We start from the raw sequence: 21,977 nt of genomic DNA, 5'->3' as shown, positions 1-21,977 counted from the left end.
AAGCGCACTCGAAGGTGCGCCCTATTCATTTCATTGCTATTGCAGCAGAGCTTTCACTCTGGCCACGACGTTCTCAGGCGAGAACCCATACTCTTTCAGAACTAGATCTCCAGGCGCGGAGGCACCAAAGGTTGAGATGCCTAGAATTGATCCTTGGTCTCCCACATAACGTTCCCAACCTAGCGGATACGCCATTTCGACGGCAAGACGTTTCTTGACTTCCGGTAAAATAACTGAATCTTTGTAAGCCTGGGATTGCTTCTCGAACAGCTCCAAGCTCGGCATGCTAACAACGCGTACTTGAATGCCTTCAGCTTGCAGTAATTTCTGAGCCGCGACAGCTAGCTGCACTTCTGAGCCAGTGGCAAGGATTTGGGCATCTGGCTTGCCGCTCGCAGCGTCGGAAACGACATATGCGCCTTTGCTCAGGTTAGCTTTAGCGCCTTCTACGGCACCTTCGAGAATCGGCAAATTCTGACGCGTAAGCACAAGTGCAACAGGCCCGTTAGCTTGGGAAAGCGCATAACGCCATGCTTCGGATGTTTCGTTCGCATCCGCCGGACGAATAACCGTAATCCCTGGAATAACACGCAACGCAGGTAATTGCTCGATCGGCTCGTGTGTCGGTCCGTCTTCACCGACAGCGATACTGTCGTGGGTCAAGACGTAGATCACAGGCAACTGCATAAGAGCAGCCAGACGAATGGAAGCACGCAGGTAATCAGAGAATACGAAGAAAGTCGCTCCGTATACTTTGACTCCGCCATGAAGAGCCATCCCATTCATTGCTGTACCCATACCGAACTCACGTACACCAAACCACAAGTTACGACCCGCATAGTTGCTGGCGCTATAGTTGGACTCGCCTTTGATCATCGTGTTATTCGAGCTTGCAAGGTCAGCGGAGCCGCCGATCAATTGCGGCAGCTTGCCTGCAATTGCATTGATTGCGTTGCCGGAGGCAGCGCGGGTTGCAAGCGGCTTGTCCGAAGTTGTGTATACAGGAAGTTCTGCATCCCAACCAGCCGGAAGTTCATTGCTTACTGCCATCGTAAATTGGTTGCCCAGCTCTGGATACGCTTTGATGTAATTTGCCAGCAAATCGCTCCAAGCCTGCTCCGCTTTCGTACCTTCGGCTTGCACTTCTGCATAGTGCGATCTTACTTCATCCGGTACTAAGAAGTCCGGATCTTCAGGCCAACCGTACGCTTGCTTGGTCAGCTTCACTTCGTTGCCACCCAGCGGTGATCCGTGAGGTCCAACATGTCCGCCTTTGCCGCCTTTGTTCGGGCTTCCGAAACCGATTGTCGTTTTCACTTCAATTAATGTCGGACGCGTTGTATCAGCTTTCGCTTCTGCCAACGCTTTGGAAATTGCCGCTAGATCGTTCTGCTCTTCTACACGCAGCACTTGCCAGCCATAAGCTTCAAAGCGCTTTTGGACGTTTTCGGAGAAAGCCATATTTAATTCGCCATCTAGCGAGATATCGTTGGAATCATACATCATGATCAGCTTACCAAGCTTCAGGTGACCAGCCAAAGAAACGGCTTCTGATGAAACACCTTCCATCATATCGCCATCGCCACAAATCGCATACGTGTAATGATCGATTACAGGGAAATTCTCTTTATTATAAGTCTCTCTCAGGTGTGCTTCTGCCATAGCCATACCAACTGCCATACCAACACCTTGTCCAAGCGGACCCGTTGTCGCATCAACACCCGGCGTGTGACCGTATTCTGGATGCCCAGGCGTCTTGCTGCCCCATTGACGGAAGTTCTTAATCTCATCCATCGGCAGGTCATACCCGCACAGATGAAGCAAGCTATATAACAACATAGATCCATGTCCTGCCGAAAGAACAAAACGGTCGCGGTTGATCCATTTAGGATTAGCTGGATTGTGCTTCATGTGCTGCTTCCACAGGACATAAGCCATTGGCGCAGCTCCCATTACCATACCGGGATGGCCTGAGTTCGCTTTCTCTACAGCATCGATACCCAATGTGCGGATCGTATCGACGGCAAGTTGTTCGATTGTTTTGTTTGATACTGTCACTGAACATACCCTCCTATATTCTTGCAGTTGATATTCGCTTATTTCGTACTTACAAATGGTTTCACTAACATGAATAATTGTACCATTTGCTTTGAGGCTTTGCCACAATAAACCACTAAAACCTGATACGTATAGCAATCCAAGGGAGGTAACAGCCTATTTGGTTACTTTTAGCCCAATTAAATAGATTCGTGCTATTTTGAAGTTTACTGAAACAAAACGTATCATATTGCGTCTAAGTTTAATATACCCTTTCTTTTTTATCATAAATATGGCAGATTTTGTTTAGAGCAACCAATATAGTCGATCCCTTATGTCGTCGATATGCTTGTCTCCTATCAATCTCCCAAGGAGGTGCTGGACATGCCATCTGCATGGACGGAACGGGAAGTCATACACTTGTTAAATCGCGCTGCGTTCGGAGCAAGCAACCTAGAAATCAAAGCCTGCCTTTCCTATGGAAAAAAAGAAACCGTAAGGCGCCTTGTTTCTGGTATACCTCTAACGGAGCCCTCAGACGCTCTCATAGATATCAGTCAATTGAAAGCTGACAACAAAGAACTCGATGGCGATCTACTTGCCGATCAGCAGTTATATTGGCTCTATCGAATGATTCATACGAGCACCCCTCTCATCGAAAAAATGACTTTATTTTGGCATAGCCACTTCACTACATCCATTTCCAAAGTTCATCTCATGCCCCTTATGGTTCGACAAAACAATCTTTTTCGCAAGCATGCGCTAGGTTCCTTTCGCGATCTGCTCCAGGCTGTTAGCATTGATCCCGCTATGATGATATGGCTCGATGCTGGATTTAATCGGAAAGGGAGTCCGAATGAAAATTATGCACGAGAAGTGATGGAACTATTTACTCTTGGACGAGGGCACTACACGGAGCAGGATGTGAAAGAAGTCGCTCGCTCTTTAACAGGATGGGGTTATGATCGGAATACTGACTTTGTCTCTTTTGATCGTCAGCAGCATGATGAAGGCGTCAAGCAAGTCTTGGGTAAAAAAAGCAATTTAAACACAGCCAGCGTCATCGATGTTTTACTTTCACAAAAAGAATTCTACTCCTTTCTTGCGCGCAAGCTCCTGCAAGCCTTTGTTCATGCAGCGCCTTCTCAAGCATGGATTGATCGTACCTCCTCCAAGCTGGCAAAATCGCTGAATATCGGGGATTTATTATCGGATATTTTCTTATCGGATGAATTCTATGAAGAGAGCATCTTCATGTCCATTATCAAATCCCCTGTTGAGTATGTGGCTACGATTAGCAAATTGCTCTCCCTCCCTTTATCCAGATATATGATGAATGCGACGAGAGCCATGGGTCATGATTTGTACAATCCGCCTAATGTTTCAGGCTGGCAAGGACACGAGGCTTGGCTCATGACCACCTATCAACTCGTGCGTTTTCAATTCGCTGAATGGGCGGCTAGTCAAACTACCAACAAATGGTTCGTCCCTTCTACCCCTACCCTCTTTGAAAAGCTATCCATGGAAGACAAAATAAAAATATGGTCCAAGCAGCTCAATATCAGTACCTTAAGCAAGGCAACCTGTCATGGATTAACTACCTATGCTGAAGAGAATTTGCTCCAAAAGGAGCCTGATCCTCGACTAATCCTGCAGCTATTAATGATGTGTCCCGAGTCTCAGTTGAAGTGAAATAGGGAGGTAATGTCATGAAACTGACTAGAAGAGATTTCTTAAAACACAGCGCGAAATTAATCGCTTCATTAAGCTTTGGCAGCACAATCCTAGGCTCTGAAACCGGCCGCGCTATGCTTGCAGGCGAAGATGAGTTCAAGCTTGCCGCCAAATCGCCAATTCTCGTTGTGATTCAGCTTTCCGGGGGCAATGATGGTCTAAATACGGTTATTCCCTATGGACATGGCGAGTATTATGATGCCAGACCTACCCTTCGCTATAAGGAAAATGAAGTTATTCCACTCAATAATCAGCTTGGACTTCATCCTAGCTTAACGGAACTGCATCAAATGTTTAAAGACGGGAAGCTAGCTATTGTGCAAGGTGTAGGATATCCGAAGCCTGATCTTTCACATTTTCGTTCAATGGATATTTGGCAAACCGGAGAGCCCGAAAAGCTCGCCAAAACCGGTTGGCTAGGCCGATATGTGAGCACCTCGCTTTCCAAACAGATGCTCCCTGCTATTCAAATTGGCGGCGTTGTGAGCAAAGCCTTTCTTTCTCCCGATTTCGATGTTCCCGTCGTTCAAAATTTAGAAAATTTCCACGCTTACGGCACAAAAACATCAGCCTACCAGCAGGAAAGAATGACTCATACACTATTGGACATTTACGAAAAGAAACCGAATCATGCCTTGCTGCAAGCCGTTAGCCAAAAAGGACTGCTAGCCTTCGAAAATGTAACCGCCATCCAGAACATAGCTAACCGCTATACAAGCAAAGTCACTTATCCAGAAACAAATTTTGCCCGTGATTTGCAATTAACAGCGAAGCTTATTGCCGGTAGAACGGGCACGCGGGTTTATTATGTGCAATTAGGCGGCTTCGACGATCACGCCCAGGAAAAGCAGCAGCATGTCCGAACATTAAAGCAGTTGGACAGCGGACTCGGTGCCTTCTATCAAGATCTGAAGGCTAACGACACACACAAAGATGTGGTCATGATGGTCTTCTCTGAATTCGGTCGTCGGATGAAGGAGAATAGCAGCGGAGGGACAGATCATGGAACGGCTGCTCCTGTCTTCATCATGGGAGATCCTGTGAAAGGAGGCTTATATGGTGAACACCCAAGTTTAACGAAACTTATTCAGGGTGATTTGCAATATGAGGTCGATTTCCGTTCTATTTACTACACATTACTCGACGACTGGCTGAAAGGGGATGCCAAAAGCACGCTAGGCAGGTCTTTTGAGAAGCTTCCTTTTGTATAAGCAGCAAAAAGGTTGCATCCCCTTAAGCAGCAGGATACAACCTTACATGAATACGACCTTAGTTAAATACAACCGTTTTATTGTTGTGTACAATGACCCGATCTTCTACATGCCAAGCGACAGCTCTAGCCAAAACAATTCGCTCAATATGACGACCTATTCGCTTCAAATCCTCAACGTTATCGCGGTGGCTAACTCGCTGCACGTCCTGCTCGATAATCGGTCCGCCATCCAACTCTTCCGTTACATAGTGCGCCGTCGCGCCAATAATTTTCACCCCACGGTTGTGGGCTTGTGCGTAAGGCTTCCCCCCTACAAAGGCTGGAAGGAAGGAGTGATGAATGTTAATGATGCGGTTGCTGTAATGCTTAATAAACGTCGGTGAAATGATTTGCATGTAACGAGCTAAAATAATCGCGTCTACGTGCTCCCCAATGACTTCCAACTGTTGACGTTCCGCCTCCGCCTTCGTATCCGCTGTAACTGGAATGTGATGATAAGGGATACCGAATGGCTCGACCAGAGAGCGCATATCTGGATGATTACTAATAACCATCGCAATGTCCGCATTGAGATCCCCAGCTCGCCAGTGCCATAGCAACTCTAGCAAGCAGTGATCTTCCTTGGAAACAAAAATCGCCAATTTCTTCTTGCGGCTTGCCAAGGATAGGCTCCAGTCCAAATGAAACCTGTCGGCAACTTGGGAAAAATCCTTTTTCAGCTGCTCGGTACGCGCATCCAGATCAGGCAAATCAAATTCGATGCGGATGAAAAACATACCGCCTTCCGGGTCCATTGTATACTGATCTGATTGAACGATGTTTGCTCCGTATTCGAACAAAAACTGCGATACTGCTGCTACGATTCCAGGCTGATCTGGACACGAAATGAGCATTCTGGCTCGATTAGCGTTTGAAATATGCCCCCGAGCCGGGGCGACGTTATTTACCACATCCATGTTGTTCCTCCTGAGCATTCACATATAGATTAAGCGTGCTTCAAGACCTCTTGTCCTGCAAGCCATACGACTAGACGTTGATTAATTTGTTCTTCACTTAACTCTGGTAGAAGACGCTCTTCATGAATGATATCGTATAAGCGCTCCATTGGCTCGCGGCCGTCGGCTTTTTTCGATTTTGCATCTGTTTTGAGCAATTCCCACGTGTTCAACACGAAATCGCGATGATGAATATCCTTTTTCCCGAGCAAATGGTTAATCCGCTCCACCTGATCCAAGAACTCACTACCAAAGCGCTCGCTTAAATTACCGCTAAGCAGCGCAATCTCTACCTCGTACATCGGGCGTTGGGTTTTGTCTTCTTTGCCGATCCAAGGCGTCTCCAGAATCATCGGTAAATGCTGCAGCTTCTCATGATTCGCCACATTGTTCATCGCTTGGAAACCAATCCATCCAGAGCCTAACGGTGTGTGACGGTCTTTGCTGGCTGCGCGTGGATTCTTACTATCATTCAAGTGAATAACACCCAGCTTGTTCAAGCCAACCACGCGATCAAAATGATCCAGTACACCGTCAAGATCATTAACAATATCATAGCCTGCATCGTGAATGTGGCAGGTATCTAAACATACCGTAAGCCTAGCGTTATCCTGTACCTTGTCCATGATTGCGGCAATTTCCTCAAAGCTTCTCCCGATCTCTGTCCCCTTGCCTGCCATCGTTTCCAGGGCGATATTAACGTTCGTACTTTTAACTCCTTCAAGGACTTCGTTCAAGCCTTGCGCAATACGTGCGATGCCGAATTCGGCGTCTTTATCCGTGTATGCGCCTGGATGAAGGACAATATTGCGAACTCCAATATAATCCGTTCTGTGAATTTCCTCCTGCAAGAAGCGCACAGCCAGCTCGAACGTATCTTCTTTATAAGAACCGAGATTGATGATGTAAGGAGCATGTACGACAATTTCTCCAATCCCATGCTTGTCCATCAAAGCTTTGCCTTCTTCAATATATTGGGTTTCAATCGGTTTACGGCGGGTATTCTGCGGTGCCCCCGTATATATCATAAATGTAGATGATCCGTATGAAATAGCTTCTTCAGCTGCATTTAACAGACCTTTATCTGAGAACGAAACGTGCGAACCAATCTTAGGCATAGTCGATAACTCCTTTACAGTTGTTCGGTGCTTCCCCTATTTTACTCGTAATGTCGCAAGAAATCTAGAAATAAGGTATAATTCATGTGATATGAATTTGCAAATTTATTGAGGTGACAAATACATGGCTAACGATTTTTTTATGTGGTTCATCATTTTTTGGGTATGTGTTTTACTGTTCTTTATGTCCGTAGGCGGATACTTCATGTTCCGTAAATTTCTCAAAGTACTTCCCAAGGAAGACGGAAAATCCAAACTTGACTGGCAAAATCATTATGTCGACACCTCTCGACACTTATGGACTGATGAGTCCAAATTGTTCCTAGATCAATTAGTATCTCCTGTACCTACGGCTTTCCGGGATATCGCCAAGCATTCCATTGCTGCGCGAATAGGGCAAGTTGCTCTAGAAAAAGGGGCAAACGAAGTAACAAGGAATCACTGCATTGAAGGCTATATCCTTGCTACACCACGGCGCGATTACAAGAGCCTAATGAGCTTCCTGGAAAAGCAGCAGATTGATTATAGCGCTTATAAGCATCTGTTGAATTAAATGCAAAAAAGCCATTCCTACGTACATTCGTAAAGGGGTGGCTTTAATTTCTCTATTGAATGAAAGCGATTACATTATGTTGTATGAATAAATTACTTTTTCGTGTCAGCAGGAAATCTTGCTTACTGTCCTGCGCTTTGCATCCAGTGGAAAATTGGCTATGGCATATAATAAGATGCTATGAGCAGGGCCGCGACTCCCAATATAAGACATCCGATGCTAGATAACCAACGTTTCCAAGATATCCAGCCTCTCTATTCGTTAGGCATATGTTCCTTCTTACCACCTATCTTATACCATCTAGAAATCATTGTAAGAGGATCTTCGCTTATGCAAATAATGCAACAGGAGTTACATATTCTGTCCGACAATCCTGAACACTTGGAATGACTTCGATACCAAACTCTTGTCTTTTTGCACAAGCACACTCTTTGCAATGTCCTAAGGGAATTGTCGTTTTGTAATATCCTGTCTTAAAAATTTTATCTGCCTTCCCTTTGGCTAATATTGAATTGCATTGCACACAAAAAACCATGTCAATATTTATCATCGATTGGCCCCTCCTCATAGGTTGTTAAAACAAATGTCGCTTCCTGTTACAATATGTATATATTTCATATTATATGATACGATATGTAACAAAGCAAGGGGGTAATCGATATTTTATCTATTTTTTGAAAATAAATAACGCCCTGAAATTGCCTGTTAGACAATTTCAGGGCGTTATTTAATCTTAAATCACAGTTTGCGCAATTTCTTCCCAACTCATGAAAAGCCGTATGTTATCTTCCTCGACAAGTTCACTTCCTGTTTGCACCTCAATAAACTCTAAATCGGTAATCCCACGAATGCTATGCCTAGAACGCATCGGTATTTGGATAACATCCCCTGCTTTTACATGAATCAGCTTCTCGTTTAACACGAGTTCTCCTTCGCCGGAAATAATCGTCCAGGCCTCACTACGCTTGTGATGAAGCTGATAACTGGAATTCTTGCCTGCGTGTATGCAGATTCTTTTGGTTAGCACTTGGCTTCCTTCGGTAAGCGTACTGTAATCCAGTACTTTATACCAACCCCAACGACGCTCTTCATACATGGGTCTTTGCTCTATATTTTTCATAATGTCTTTAATTCTAGGACTCATTGCTTTATCAGCAACAAGAATGCCATCGGGGCTCGTGGCCACTACTATGTTCGATAAACCAATAACCGTAACTGGAATATCTAATTCATTGACTACATGGGTATTCTTCGAATCATCACTAATAATTCCGTTACCAATCAAATGAGAGTTCACTTCTTCTGTCAACGTATTCCAAGTACCCAGGTCTTTCCAATAGCCCTCATACGGCGTAACCACCACATGCTTAGCTTTCTCAACAACTTCATAGTCAAAGCTGATTTTACTTAAATCACCATATTGTTTGACCATTTCCTCATATTGAATCGGCAGCCCTTTTTCAATAAGCAGATTAATGAGATAGTCCAATTTAAAAGCAAAAACCCCGCAATTCCAAAGCGCCTCTTGTTGGATCAAAAGTTTCGCCTGGTCTTCTTGGGGTTTTTCTGTAAAGTGACTAACTTTGCTGTACGAATAACTATGCTCAGTTGCTTCCGGTACAATGTAGCCATATTTTTCTGAAGGATACGTCGGTTTCACGCCAATTAATGCGAGATCCGCACCAGACGCTATCACCATGTCTTCTAATTCTTTGATTTTCCCGAAAAATTCATTCTGAACGTAAGGGTCCACAGGTAACACGGCCACTACTTCATTTAAACCAACACCCGCAATGGAATATAAATAGGTTGCCGCTAACGCAATTGCCGGAAACGTATCTCGCCTCTCTGGTTCTACGATGATTGGCGCACTGGCCCCGAGTTGACTATAGATCATATCTAGTTGACCTTTGCCCGTAGCGACATACGTGGATTCAGCCAGATTCACTTTCTCAATTTGTCGCCATACACGTTGAACCATCGATTCCATCGTTCCTTCTTCATTCTCTAGCACTTTAAGAAACTGTTTAGAACGTGAATCATTGGATAATGGCCATAAGCGCTTACCAGAGCCTCCGGATAATAGGACAATTTTCATCTCGTTTCCTTCCTTCTCTCATGGTTATTTTTTTCGATTAGGTTCATAATTGAACTTAGAATTTCACTTTTGTGATCCAAGCTTGGTATAATCTGGCGCCGCTTTCTTTGCTGCTCTGACAACAAGCTTGGTTCGATGGACATTACAGGTACATCCTCCCACTCGATTAACTTGCAAAGGTTCCTTTCTTGCAGATATCGGATCGTATGGCTATCCTCCTGCATACCGTTTCTATTAATAATAAATACAGGCTTGCCACTGCTAATTGCCTCACTAACTGTCCCCCATCCTGCCTTGGTTATGACCAGATCACATGCAGCAATATAGTGTTGAGATTCTGCATAATCATTCGGGATTACCGTGACATTGGGATGCTCGAAAGCATGGCTTTGTGAAACAATAAAAGTAGCGCTGCTGCTATTCCAAATCGCCCAAGAAGAAAGCTCAGCGATATTCACTTTCATACCAAAACCTATATAAACAAGTATTTTGGAGGGATCGCGGTTCATCCTGCGTGTAATTCGTTCTACTTCCATAGGATTTACTTCTCTACTAATAAAATCAAAGGATTGATTCGAACGCTTGCCCCAAGGAGGCTCATCAGACCCAGCTAATGAAATAAAATGATCCATCTTACGGTAGGCCTGTTTCAAAAAATGTAATTTGCTTTCTGGTAGCCAGGCTTTGTATGCCGTATACCAAGTGAAATTGGAGATACCGATGGAGGGAATCCCTAGTTGATCCGCACTTAGAAAAGGGATTGGTGCGATGTCAGAAATAACGATGTCGATGGCTTCTTGCAATAAGAATGCCTGTTCTTCTGCAATGTGCTCTGAAGCGGTTGCCATAAATTGATCGTATGCTTGCTTTAATCTTGGTATATCAGGCTCTAGCGAGTTTTCTGCGAGAAAGAATCCTATATCATTAACAACCTCTCGATATTTGACTTGGGGAAACGCAGCTAATGATTGCTTGACGAAGTTTAATGGGAACGCCGTACAAATCCTTATTTGTAAGGAGGGACTGCGTTCTAGTAAACCTCGAATCACAGCAATACTTCTAGCTGCGTGACCGTATCCGTAGTCAGATATGTAATACGCTACTGTCTTCACATCAATTGACTCGTTCTAATTGTTCCACGTCGGTAAGACGAGTGATTTGCGGGCGACCGATCGAATAATATTGAAAGGAGGTATCCCTGATCTGCTGCTCACTAAATACATTTCTACCGTCAATCAAGACAGGTGTATGCATGACTCGTTTTAATTCGGATAAATCAATCTTGCAAAATTCATCCCATTCCGTGAGCAAGCAGATTGCATCGCAGCCAATCGCCGTTTCAAGCGCATTCGTGCAATACTCCAAACCCTTAATCCCGATAATACCTTTAAACTTTTCCATGGCAATTGGATCGTAAAGCCTTAATTTAGCTCCTAATCTGACTAATGTTTCAACAATTTCAATCGCTGGGGCTTCCCTTACATCATCTGTATTCGGTTTAAACGCCAACCCCCAGATACCAATTGTTTTACCTTCGAGATCGCCAAATACTTTGGTTAATTTATCAATAATATTAAAGCGTTGATCTGTATTCACTTCGACTACCGCTTTTAGTAATTTGAAATTGTATTCGACATTGCCCGCTATTTGGATCAACGCATTCGTATCTTTGGGGAAACAGGAGCCTCCATACCCGATACCTGCCGATAAAAAGGAGGAGCCAATCCGGCGATCCTGCCCCATTCCCTTGGCAACCATCGTTACGTCTGCGCCGACTTTTTCACATATGTTAGCAACTTCATTAATGAAGGAAATTTTCGTTGCCAGAAAAGCGTTGGACGCATATTTAATCATTTCGGCGCTCCGAACGTCCGTCACGATGATATTTTCTGTAAGGGGTTTGTGCAGGTGTACAATTTTCTCTTCTGCTCTTTGGCTGTTAACGCCAATAACAATTCTGTCTGGGTTGAACGTATCTTTCACCGCTGATCCTTCTCTTAAGAATTCAGGCACAGAAACAACGTCGAACGGCAGCTCCGTTAGTTGACCTATAATTTGACTGATTCGCTCATTCGTTCCAACAGGTACTGTACTTTTCGTCATAATGATTTTGTATTCATTCATCGCAAGAGCCACTTCTCTTACAGCTTGCTCAATATATTGCAGATTGGCTTCGCCATTCGGTAGGGAAGGCGTTCCGACGGCGAGAATAATAACTTCTGCTTCTTTGACTGCATGAGCCAGTTCACCTGTAAATGACAGCCTGTTTTCCTGCACATTATGTTCGATCAGCTCTTTGAGCCCAGGTTCATAGATAGGAACCTCCCCACGATGCAGCATATCAATCTTTGATTTATCTTTATCTACACAAGTCACTTCATTACCAAGGTTAGAAAAACAAACACCGGATACTAATCCAACATAGCCGGTTCCAATGACAGTTATTTTCATTTCTACTCCTCCGATTTCTCTCTTCAAATTAGTTAGCTTGCCGATATGGTGTCCAAGGCCAAAAGCGAAGCTGCTTCAAATCGTTGTTTGAGATATTTGGCAGGGGCTCCTGCGTGAACCTCGTTCATTGGAATATCTTTAATAACCGTACTTCTAGCAGCCACTACAGACATTTCACCGATCGTAACGCCAGGGTAAATAAACGAGTCGCTTGCCACCCAAGCCCCATCTTTAATATGAATTGGTTTGGTAATTAGGCCGAAGTGGGGATCATGAATATCATGAGTTCCCGTGCATAAGTAACTATTCTGAGAAATTACGCAATGCTTCCCAACATGTATAGCATCCAAGCTATACAATTCAGCGTTATCTCCAATCCAAGAATAGTCTTCGATGACTACTTTCCATGGATAGGTGAATCTTGCCGAAGCTCTCACCTGAACGTTCTTGCCAATCTTTGCGCCAAACAGTCTAAGCAGAAACCTTCTCCAGCCATACATATTATGAATGGAGTATTTAAAAACACTTCCTTGTATAAACCACCAGAGCAAGACAACAATGCTATTTCTCCCTCTCGTGTACCAATCTTGGTTGTAGAGGTCTAATCGAATTTTGTTTTTCACAATCCATTACTCCTTATTGAAACAACGGGTTATTAATGCGTATGCATATTGGCTCTACTTTTCGTGACGCTCCTCGGACTTACTAAGTCTGTGTAGTCCTTTTCAAAATTCGCCATGATAGAATCAATGCTTAAACAATTCAGAGCATACTCACGAGCATTGCGACCGTACACCGTTCGGCCTGATTCATTTTGAGCGAGCTGCTGTATCGCCTTTGTTAGCTGCTCCAGATCCTCTGGCGGAACAACAATGCCTGCTGCCGCTTTCTTCATAACATCGTAGAGAGCCGTGTTTTCGCCCGAAGTAGCGATAATGGAACGGCCGCTAGCAAGCATCCCTGTGAGCTTCGAGGGCATGACTAAATCGGACGCGTTCTTTTTCTGAATTAAAGCGTGTATGTCCGCCGTATTCAGCAAGTCGTTCAAGGCTTCTTTGGGCTGCAAAGGGATAAAATCGACATTGCGCAATTTTTTTTGCACGGCAATTTCCATAAGCTTTTCTTTCGCCGCACCGTCTCCGCACAAAATAAATCGAATTCGAGGGTTCGTAACTAGCTTTTCCGCTGCTTCAAGCAAGATCTCCAAGCCTTGCTTCGCTCCCATATTGCCCGAGTATAGAACAACAACGTCATCGCCTTGGATACCAAGCTGCTCTCTGTAAGTCAATACCGGCTGACGCTGTGGAAATATATCCGATACAACGACCCAGTTTGGAAAAAATCGAATTTGATCTTGGGCGACCCCTTTCTTAAGCAAACGATCATTCATAGAGCTGGAAATCGACGAAACAATCGTAAATTTCTTCATCATCCATCGTTCTACACCCATAACAATGGATTTGATGCCTTTATTTTGAGGCAAAATGCCTAAATCAAATGCCGCATCCACTTCTAAATCTTGCACATGCAGCCAACTCTTCACTTTGAACATTTTGGACAATAAAATAGCCACTGGCGAAATGGCCAATGGCGGTTCTACAACAATGATTAAGTTAGGTTTCCATGCCATTTGTCTGATGATCACAGGAATGCTGGTTACAGCAAAAGAGGCCAAATGCATCAAACGCTTCGCACCTGATAGCTTCTTAGGTACCCACAATGGACATCTCCACACCTCAGCTCCGTGCATTCGCTCATTGGTATACGTTTTCCCAGAATAACCTTGTTTGATCTTCCATTCAGGGTAATAGGGAGGCGCCGTGACGACGCGCACTTCATAGCCATTTTGGACTAACCACGCTACCATTTCAGCATTGTATTTACCTATCCCTGTCAATTCAGGCGCATAGTTAATGCTGTATAGCAATATTTTATTAGTTGACACTGGCATCCCCTCTGACTTGGGCAGATTGCAGCCCGTTACGGTTTCTTTCATGCAGGATATGCGTGTATTCTTTCTCTAAGGAGAGTCCGATTTTATCCCATTGGTAGTAATCTCTAACCATGTTTTGCCCGTTGATCCCCATTGTTTCGCTTAATTGCTGATCTTCCAATAACACATTCATTTCCTTCGCGAATTGAACGGGGTCACACGGCGATACGCTTCCTGCCTGATTAGCAACGACTTCTCGCCAAATATTAATTTTGTCCGAGATGACTACTGGCACTCCGCAAGCCATAGCTTCAACGACCGCGATACCGAAATTCTCGGAGTACGAAGGTAATGCGAACAAATCAGCATCTCTTAAAACAGCTAGCTTCTTATCACCTGTCAGCATCCCCGTGAAGATCACCTTATCGGTGAGATGCTTAGCTTGAATCCACTCTCTTACTTTATCGCCGTAGCCCTCGTTATCTGGTCCGGTTATGACAAGTACCGTATCCTCATGCTTTTGATGAACAAGATGGAACGCCTCAATCAAGATGTCGAGTCCTTTTTTGAAGTTAATGCGACTAAAGAATAAGATGATTTTCTTCCCTTCTAATTCAGGGTATTCCTGACGGAAGCTTCCTTTAGCGGGTAAATGATCATATTCCGTTACGTTCAAACCATTGGGAACAACAAACCCGGGCGCATTGAACGTTACTGGTTCCGCTAATGTCATCTCCTCCGCAGCCGTATAGTGAAGAGCGGCAGCTTTTTTAATATTATTGTTTTCAAACCATACTTCCATCACGCTTTTTCTTAAACGATGACGTTTATACATAAATGGATCTAATGTACCGTGAGGACGTACGATGTAGGGCACATTAAACTTTCTGCAATAGTGGCCCGTTACAAGGCTATGAAATAAATATAGCGAGTGAATATGGACGATATCATACTTCGGTATTTCTTTTTTCAAAGCGCGGGCCAATGCTAGTGAGGTATGCCAAAATCTTGGCTGTTGTACCGGAAAGTACCTGATTTCAACCCCATTTTTAAATACTGGAGCATCCAAGGGGACATCTAAATTACCCGGTCCATCAATGTTTGTTGTAAAAATACTTACTTCATGGCCCAGCCTCACCAATGAGCTAGCCATTTCTATGCCCGCCTTGACGGGGCCTCCGTAGCGAGTAGCCAAGTGAGGTAAAACGTGCAAAATTTTCATACTCTACCTCTTTCATTTCATAATGGTATTCGTGCTCTATACGTATTCGTAGATAAGGGCTGATCGTGAACTTGCTGCTTACTCTCATCTTTATTGTCAAAATGAGCCGCTTGTAAGTAGTAAGCTACAGTGAGGAGTAACATTAACACATATTGCTCAAAGATATTCGTTGCAAAACAAAGCAGCGCCCCAACACTTAACAAGAGGATGGCATTGAGACTAATCGCCCCCTTGTTGTTTACAAAGAGAATACCCCATCGTATCGTCAATAGGAGTACAAGACACATAACGATAAATCCATACTGCATGATAATGGAATTGATTGTGCCATCTACAATTTCTGTTTGCATGTTCAGCTCATATTGCCTGTTCAAAATGACGCTTGCGTTGGTTCCATACCCAATTCCTTTTCCGAATAAAATATTAAATAACGAATTATTCGTTATATAATCAGTAATAATTTTAATCCTGCCGTTTTCAAGCTGAACTTGAAGGATATCGCCGCGGTCCGCAATTTTTGTTACGAATTGTAGCACAAGGGATGCGACAATACTTGAAAATGCAAGAATGCTAATAATTAAATAATTCGCCCTTTTCGTTCCATCCTTCGCTATAATCGATCGGACAACGGAGGTAAGTATGACTAGCATACAACCAATAATAGCCGTCCTAGTTCCAGAGCATCCAGCGACCAGAAAACAAGCCATATGAAGCAAATAGGTGTGCCTCATCTGAAAATCTTTAATTCCTTTGCTTTGCAACACAAACACTATGCAGGATGTAGAGACAGCGAAGTAGCCGGATACTGCAATCCCGCCGAATGTACCAATCAAGCGCAGGGAGAACGGATTAACGATGCCGTAGACCTTGGTAAATATATAGAATTGGGTTACGATAACAAGCAGCTCTATAAAAAGTAAACTAATCAGAACTTTCATAAACAGCTTCAAAAATCTAACATCTTTAAAGTGATTCAATACTTTAAAGCCCACGAATGCTAAGAGCAGCGGCCTTAAGCCAGCTAAAACTTGAGGGATACTAAATACGTTCAACTCTACAGCCATGACAGTGACACCATAAAGAATTAACAAAATGAACAAATAGTAAAAAAGAAAGGACTGCTCAAATGCACGTTTGTATCTTTGACCAGCATCTTTCATGACGATTAGCAGCAATAATAAGACGAGTACGTAATCTTTCATATACCGAAGGTTTAAATTAAATAACGGTTGATTAATCGCAAATTTATAATACGATGTTCGACCTGCCAAAATGTCTGTCAGAGCTTCTGGTAAAAAGGGCAACACAGAAAAAATTAGCAAAAGAATAATGAGCGGTCTAATGAACCGGTCCAAATGAGTTTCACCTCGTTTCTCTTCTATGACTCACTCTTCATTAAGGTTTGAAGGATATCCCTGCCCACATTTTTAGGAAGAAATTTATCTCTAATCTTACTGATTTCTAACTTTTTCTCTGTGATCACATTACTTTGTATATCTTGGATCGCTTCGTCTATTCTCGCTGCTAATTCCTTCGGATCGTCCTCTTCATAAATATAAAATGAATTATTGCTAAATCTCCGCATATTGCCGATATTCGAAGAAATAATCAAGCTATTTGTAGCGATATAATCAAATATTTTGGAAGGAAAAGACGCTTGAGCAAATTCAATTTTCTCGCGTTGCGGATTAATTAAAATATCGGACTCATACATCTGTTTAATCGATTCTTCATAATCCAAGAATCCCAAGAACTGAATTCTGGGATCTTTCTCTTTTTCAAACATGTCGCTTAAGGGACCTTTACCTGAAACCTTTAAAATAAACGGTTGATTCGTATACGTTAACGCTTGAATTAATACATCAATGCCTCTTTCATAATCAAGTCCGCCTGCATACATCAGCGTTATGACGTCAGACTTTTTCCTTTCTCCTTTATAATTCAAAACCTTTTGATTGGTTAACCCATTTAATATAACGTACGGCTTATCGTTGATCCTGGAAATCAATTGTTCAGATATGAGAATTGCCCCATCCACATATTTACTTACTACTTTTTCAACGAAGTTAAATATATGCCTTTTACGTCCGATATGCTGCAAAGTAAAGTAACCATCCTCATAATCAACAATGATCCGGATGCCGAGCATCCATTTGCATATGTAAGCGACTAAGGCCACCTCTGGTTTATAATTCCAGAAGAGAATGTAATCAATTTTCTTTTTCCGATGCATCCTGAATATGCGAAAGCACATAAAGAGAATAGAGGAGAGGGTGTTCAAAAGAGGAAAATCAAAGATGGAAATATAAAACAAGTTTTTATCCAGCTTACTGTTAAATCCCTTAAACCATTTAAAAGACCTGTTATTCATTAAAGCATTGGAAAGAATCGACACCTCATGCCCGTTTAGTTCCAAGGAAGTTCTAATTTGATTGATTTTATTGTTAGCTGCCTGTGCATACGTATTCTGGTTTTTCCTGAGCGCCAAAACATCATCCAGCATGTAATTACATAAATATACAATATTCATAGGGACCAACACTTTCCATCGTATTGTTTTTCATACATTCATTCTGCTCCTTCAAGGCTTGTAATCGGGCCTTCCTGCGTGCGCTTTTTATTATAGAATTCATAATAAACTTGAATCGGTCCTGCCAAGGCGAATAAGGATAAGGCACAAATCGACCCCAGTACAATCCCTGAATTGCCTAGACCCAAAGTTTTAGCAAAATATAAGGATATCGGAATGTTAATTATTCCTCCTATCAATAAAGTAATCAGCTGAATATTCGGTTTGTTCGTACCATTGAGTAAATAGGCGAAAATACTGATCCAGATGTAGATCATTGTGTATACAGCCATTAATAGATACAAACTCAGGCTAATATTAAAAGACTCTCCCATCCAAATCTTGATAACAAAATCAGCAAAGAATATAGAGCCAAAAATACAAATCGTTAAAGGGATCATCAATTTAACTAGCTTGCGGATTGTGTTCCTGATCCATACAAAATCTTTTCGAACATAAGCATCCGTATAAGCCGACCATAGTGGCGTCATGATTAAGGATGAGGCAATGATGAAAACACTGAAATACTTATATACAATTTGATATTCAGTTACATAATTAGCCCCCAAGGATTGAAGGATAACCATGCTGCTGCTCATAAAAATGACCATAGACATGATTTGTATGAGAAAAAACTTCACCCCAACATTAAGGATGTCGCCAATTACCGCTCTTTTTACTAATGTTCTCTTGGGTACTATATCTTTATATTTATATGAAAATAAATATATATTTGCGCAAATTAGGACTAGCAGCGTTACTTCACTAAAAATAATACTCAATGTAAAAATGCTAGATGAACCCATTAAATGGCATACATATATAGAAATTACGATAAGCAGATTGGTAATCAACGTAATTATTCCTGGTATGGATGAGTCTTGATTAGCGAACGAAACGGAGTTGATTAAGGAGAAGAAAAAGATAAACAGATAGGAAACCAAGATGATCGTAATTGGGGTATCCAACTTCACTTTATCACTAGTGATATTAAAAATATCATTCCAATGTAAAAATTGATTAGCAGCTAGGAAGATAAGAATGAGTACTCCTACAATTATGCCTAACACGCCGTATGCTGTACTGACATACATTTTTCCATGATCAAATTGTTTCAATGAAATTTTTTCAGCAAGCTTATTTCTCAAACCATTTCCTAATCCCATATCAAAAAGAGAGATATAGGACAAAACAGACAGAATGGTCAACCAAACCCCATAGGTTTCTTTATCTTTCAAAAAATCATACGTGACTCTAACCAGTAAAAAGTTTATGAATATAGAGATCCCTTTCACTCCGAAATTAATGAGTATACTTCTCTTAACCATTGAAGATCTGCTTGGTTCCTTAGATCGTAATTTTTTCAAGAAAAGTTCCATCATGTTCTCCTAATCTCCGACTATAATGATCGTATATTGGCGTAGCTTTTCTCTACTTCTTCCCCCAGTTTTTTAATAAACCTCGCTGGATTTCCGGCCCAGATCTCGTTGGGCGGCACGCTTTTAGTCACAACAGAACCTGCTCCGATGATGCTTTTTTCACCAATCCTTACACCTTTTAGAATGATACTGCCCGTGCCAATGAACGCTCCCTTGCCAATCGTTACCTCTTTCGTTCTGATGTCGTTATCATTCGCCAACCTAGTGTCGTAATCCAAGGAATGGAAATCTGTATCGTAGATTTTACAATCGCCACCGATATAAACATTTTCTTCAATGACAATCCTTTTATGAGCTACAATGGCTGAATTCGATAACCCAACGCCACTTTTGATAATGAGTTCCGCATTCGCGCTCACGACAAAGCTTGTAAAAGTCTGACCACCGATTGGATTGTTTCTATACCGTGAATTAATTCTCACATGATCTTCAATTGTCAGTTTCCCCTTATTATTAACAAAGAGCTTCCCGCGAATATTGGAAATGGTCTTATTCGTAATGTGCACTCGTTGCTTTTTTAAAATAATTTTGTTATAGAGGTAAATCAGATAGAAATATAACTTTTTAATTAAGCTCAAAATATTTTTCTCTCCCCAAATAGGGCATCTCTCGATGCCCCTGTTTACTATGTATTCAATTGGGTAACCTTGTGTTTAACGTGAAATCATGAGTTCATTATATCTGCTCTCAGCCGCAACTCTTCTCAAATCTTCATCAACCATCATATGAATCAATTGTTTAAAACCAACCTCAAGTTCCCAACCCAGAACCTCTTTGGCTTTCGTGCAATCTCCAAGCAGCAAGTCAACCTCAGCAGGACGGACAAAGGCTTGGTCGATGATGACATAATCCTCATAATTTAAGCCTACATAAGAGAACGCGACTTCAAGTAACTCTCTTACTGTATGCATCTCACCTGTTGAAATAACGAAATCATCCGCTTCGTCTTGTTGAAGCATCAACCACATTGCCTTGATGTAATCGCCAGCGAAGCCCCAATCACGTAAGGAATCCAGATTACCCATTCTAAGCTCCGTTTGAACGCCTAGTTTAATTCTTGCTACAGCATCCGTTACTTTACGTGTAACAAATTCCAAGCCGCGACGCGGTGACTCATGATTAAATAAAATTCCTGAGCAAGCAAACATATTAAAGCTCTCGCGGTAGTTTACCGTAATCCAATGTCCGTAAACCTTAGCCACACCGTAAGGGCTGCGTGGATAAAATGGTGTTGTTTCCTTTTGCGGAGTTTCTACCACTTTCCCGAACATTTCGCTGCTGGACGCCTGATAAAATTTCGCATCTGGCTTGGCAATTCTTACGGCTTCTAACATATTCGTCACACATAATGCCGTAATTTGGCCCGTTGCAATAGGTTGCGGCCATGATGCAGCTACATAGGATTGTGCAGCAAGATTGTATACTTCATCAGGTTGAGAGATTCTTACAGCCTCAATCAGCGATGCCAAATCCGTTAGGTCGCCAGAAATCCATTCAATTTTGTCTTTAATGTGAGCGACATTCTCATAGTTAGGTGTGCTAGTACGTCTACGAAGACCATATACCTTATACCCTTTCTCTAACAAAAATTCAGCTAAATATGACCCGTCTTGCCCTGTTACTCCTGTAATTAAAGCTGATACCATTATGCTTTCCTCCATTTTATGTTGTTATTTTGTAATCAAAGCGTGGTGATCCAAAAACCACTGATAGGCGGAGCGAATTCCGGCATCCAGCGGAATTTGCGCGTGCCAACCGAGATTAGAGATTTTGGTTACATCAACTAACTTTCGTGGAGTGCCATCTGGCTTAGATGTGTTATAAGTTAACTCCCCCTCATAACCAACCACTTGCTTCACCAGCTCTGCCAGATCTTTAATGGAAATATCCTGGCCAACGCCTACGTTAATAATTTCATTCGCTTCATAATTATCCATTAGGAATAAGCAAGCATCCGCTAGGTCATCCGCATGTAAAAACTCTCGTTTGGGTGTTCCACTGCCCCAAATTTCCACTTGAGGTTCATTATTCTCTTTGGCTTCATGAACTTTCCTAATTAATGCAGGTAAGACATGCGATTTTTCCAAATCAAAATTATCGTTTGGTCCATATAAATTCGTCGGCATGACGGAAATGTATTTCGTTCCATACTGACGATTGTAGGACTGACACATTTTAATTCCAGCAATCTTGGCTATAGCATAAGGCTCATTCGTAGGTTCGAGCTCTCCAGTCAACAAATATTGTTCCTTAATCGGCTGAGGAGCTAATTTCGGATAAATACACGTTGAACCCAAAAATAGTAGTTTATCAACCCTTGTTTGAAATGCTGCATCAATCACATTCGTTTGAATGAGCAGATTGTCTCTAATAAAGTCAGCCGGGTAATCATTGTTAGCTACAATGCCCCCAACTTTAGCAGCTGCTAAGAAGACATAATCCACCTTTTCCTTGAGAAAAAAAGAGAGAACTTCATCAAAATTTCTAAGGTCTAATTCAGAACTGCTGCGATACACTAAATTTGTATAACCGCTCGCTTCCAATTTCCTCAAAATGGCTGAACCAACTAAACCCCTATGTCCAGCTACATAAATCCTAGCCCCTTGTTCCATCAT

The 21,977-nt window shown here is 42.4% G+C and carries 19 protein-coding genes; 3 read left to right on the top strand and 16 right to left on the bottom strand.

The window, feature by feature from the left end:
• Positions 1-36: 36 nt before the first annotated feature.
• Entirely contained in the window at positions 37-2,058 is a 2,022-nt protein-coding gene (gene tkt / locus GK047_RS14230; RefSeq protein ID WP_163947573.1) for a transketolase, read from the bottom strand.
• Positions 2,059-2,421: 363 nt separating this feature from the next.
• On the opposite strand from tkt, the gene GK047_RS14225 reads away from it, so the two are divergent.
• A complete protein-coding gene (locus GK047_RS14225; RefSeq protein ID WP_163947571.1) occupies positions 2,422-3,729 on the top strand; it encodes a DUF1800 domain-containing protein in 1,308 nt (435 codons plus the stop codon).
• A 17-nt stretch (positions 3,730-3,746) separates the two neighbouring features.
• Positions 3,747-4,982 (top strand): DUF1501 domain-containing protein, encoded by a 1,236-nt coding sequence (locus GK047_RS14220; RefSeq protein ID WP_163947568.1) that lies wholly within the window; start codon positions 3,747-3,749, stop codon positions 4,980-4,982.
• 58 nt (positions 4,983-5,040) lie between these two features.
• Here GK047_RS14220 and purU read toward each other — a convergent pair whose 3' ends face one another.
• A complete protein-coding gene (purU, locus tag GK047_RS14215; RefSeq protein ID WP_163947566.1) occupies positions 5,041-5,940 on the bottom strand; it encodes a formyltetrahydrofolate deformylase in 900 nt (299 codons plus the stop codon).
• 29 nt (positions 5,941-5,969) lie between these two features.
• On the bottom strand, positions 5,970-7,097 hold the full coding sequence (locus tag GK047_RS14210) for a deoxyribonuclease IV (RefSeq protein WP_163947564.1): 1,128 nt from the start codon (positions 7,095-7,097) through the stop codon (positions 5,970-5,972).
• A gap of 124 nt (positions 7,098-7,221) precedes the next feature.
• Here GK047_RS14210 and GK047_RS14205 point away from each other — a divergent pair, with 124 nt between their 5' ends.
• Positions 7,222-7,650 (top strand): DUF2621 domain-containing protein, encoded by a 429-nt coding sequence (locus GK047_RS14205; protein WP_163947561.1) that lies wholly within the window; start codon positions 7,222-7,224, stop codon positions 7,648-7,650.
• A 328-nt stretch (positions 7,651-7,978) separates the two neighbouring features.
• On the opposite strand, the gene GK047_RS14200 is transcribed toward GK047_RS14205, so the two are convergent.
• From GK047_RS14200 to fcl, 13 genes are all read right to left on the bottom strand, one after another.
• Positions 7,979-8,200, bottom strand: a complete 222-nt coding sequence (locus GK047_RS14200; RefSeq protein ID WP_163947558.1) for a hypothetical protein — start codon at positions 8,198-8,200, stop codon at positions 7,979-7,981.
• A 183-nt stretch (positions 8,201-8,383) separates the two neighbouring features.
• Positions 8,384-9,748 carry a sugar phosphate nucleotidyltransferase gene (locus GK047_RS14195; RefSeq protein ID WP_163947554.1) on the bottom strand — a complete coding sequence of 455 codons (1,365 nt, stop codon included), beginning with the start codon at positions 9,746-9,748 and terminating at the stop codon, positions 8,384-8,386.
• Positions 9,745-10,860, bottom strand: coding sequence for a glycosyltransferase (locus GK047_RS30380; RefSeq protein WP_163947552.1), 1,116 nt, complete (start codon positions 10,858-10,860; stop codon positions 9,745-9,747). The genes GK047_RS14195 and GK047_RS30380 overlap by 4 nt, the downstream gene beginning before the upstream one ends.
• A gap of 1 nt (position 10,861) precedes the next feature.
• Positions 10,862-12,199 (bottom strand): UDP-glucose dehydrogenase family protein, encoded by a 1,338-nt coding sequence (locus GK047_RS14185; protein ID WP_163947549.1) that lies wholly within the window; start codon positions 12,197-12,199, stop codon positions 10,862-10,864.
• A 32-nt stretch (positions 12,200-12,231) separates the two neighbouring features.
• Positions 12,232-12,822, bottom strand: coding sequence for a WcaF family extracellular polysaccharide biosynthesis acetyltransferase (locus GK047_RS14180; RefSeq protein ID WP_163947546.1), 591 nt, complete (start codon positions 12,820-12,822; stop codon positions 12,232-12,234).
• Between the two features lie 32 nt (positions 12,823-12,854).
• A complete protein-coding gene (locus GK047_RS14175; protein ID WP_205516782.1) occupies positions 12,855-14,195 on the bottom strand; it encodes a glycosyltransferase WbuB in 1,341 nt (446 codons plus the stop codon).
• Entirely contained in the window at positions 14,134-15,354 is a 1,221-nt protein-coding gene (locus tag GK047_RS14170; RefSeq protein ID WP_163947542.1) for a glycosyltransferase, read from the bottom strand. The genes GK047_RS14175 and GK047_RS14170 overlap by 62 nt, the downstream gene beginning before the upstream one ends.
• 17 nt (positions 15,355-15,371) lie before the next feature.
• Positions 15,372-16,709, bottom strand: coding sequence for a hypothetical protein (locus GK047_RS14165; protein ID WP_163947539.1), 1,338 nt, complete (start codon positions 16,707-16,709; stop codon positions 15,372-15,374).
• Between the two features lie 23 nt (positions 16,710-16,732).
• On the bottom strand, positions 16,733-17,884 hold the full coding sequence (locus GK047_RS14160; RefSeq protein WP_163947536.1) for a glycosyltransferase: 1,152 nt from the start codon (positions 17,882-17,884) through the stop codon (positions 16,733-16,735).
• Between the two features lie 38 nt (positions 17,885-17,922).
• Positions 17,923-19,251 carry a lipopolysaccharide biosynthesis protein gene (locus tag GK047_RS14155; RefSeq protein ID WP_163947533.1) on the bottom strand — a complete coding sequence of 443 codons (1,329 nt, stop codon included), beginning with the start codon at positions 19,249-19,251 and terminating at the stop codon, positions 17,923-17,925.
• 71 nt (positions 19,252-19,322) lie between these two features.
• Positions 19,323-19,940 carry an acyltransferase gene (locus GK047_RS14150; protein ID WP_163947530.1) on the bottom strand — a complete coding sequence of 206 codons (618 nt, stop codon included), beginning with the start codon at positions 19,938-19,940 and terminating at the stop codon, positions 19,323-19,325.
• A gap of 75 nt (positions 19,941-20,015) precedes the next feature.
• Positions 20,016-21,008 carry a GDP-mannose 4,6-dehydratase gene (gene gmd / locus GK047_RS14145; protein WP_163947527.1) on the bottom strand — a complete coding sequence of 331 codons (993 nt, stop codon included), beginning with the start codon at positions 21,006-21,008 and terminating at the stop codon, positions 20,016-20,018.
• 24 nt (positions 21,009-21,032) lie between these two features.
• The gene (gene fcl, locus GK047_RS14140) at positions 21,033-21,974 is read right to left on the bottom strand and encodes a GDP-L-fucose synthase (protein WP_163947880.1); all 942 of its coding nucleotides are present in this window, start codon (positions 21,972-21,974) and stop codon (positions 21,033-21,035) included.
• Between the last annotated feature and the right edge of the window lie 3 nt (positions 21,975-21,977).

It is taken from the genome of Paenibacillus sp. SYP-B3998 (assembly GCF_010820665.1).
In the GTDB taxonomy this organism is placed as follows: Bacteria; Bacillota; Bacilli; order Paenibacillales; family NBRC-103111; genus Paenibacillus_E.
Note: the sequence above shows the minus strand (reverse complement) of the source record. Positions and strands in the feature narration are given on the sequence as shown.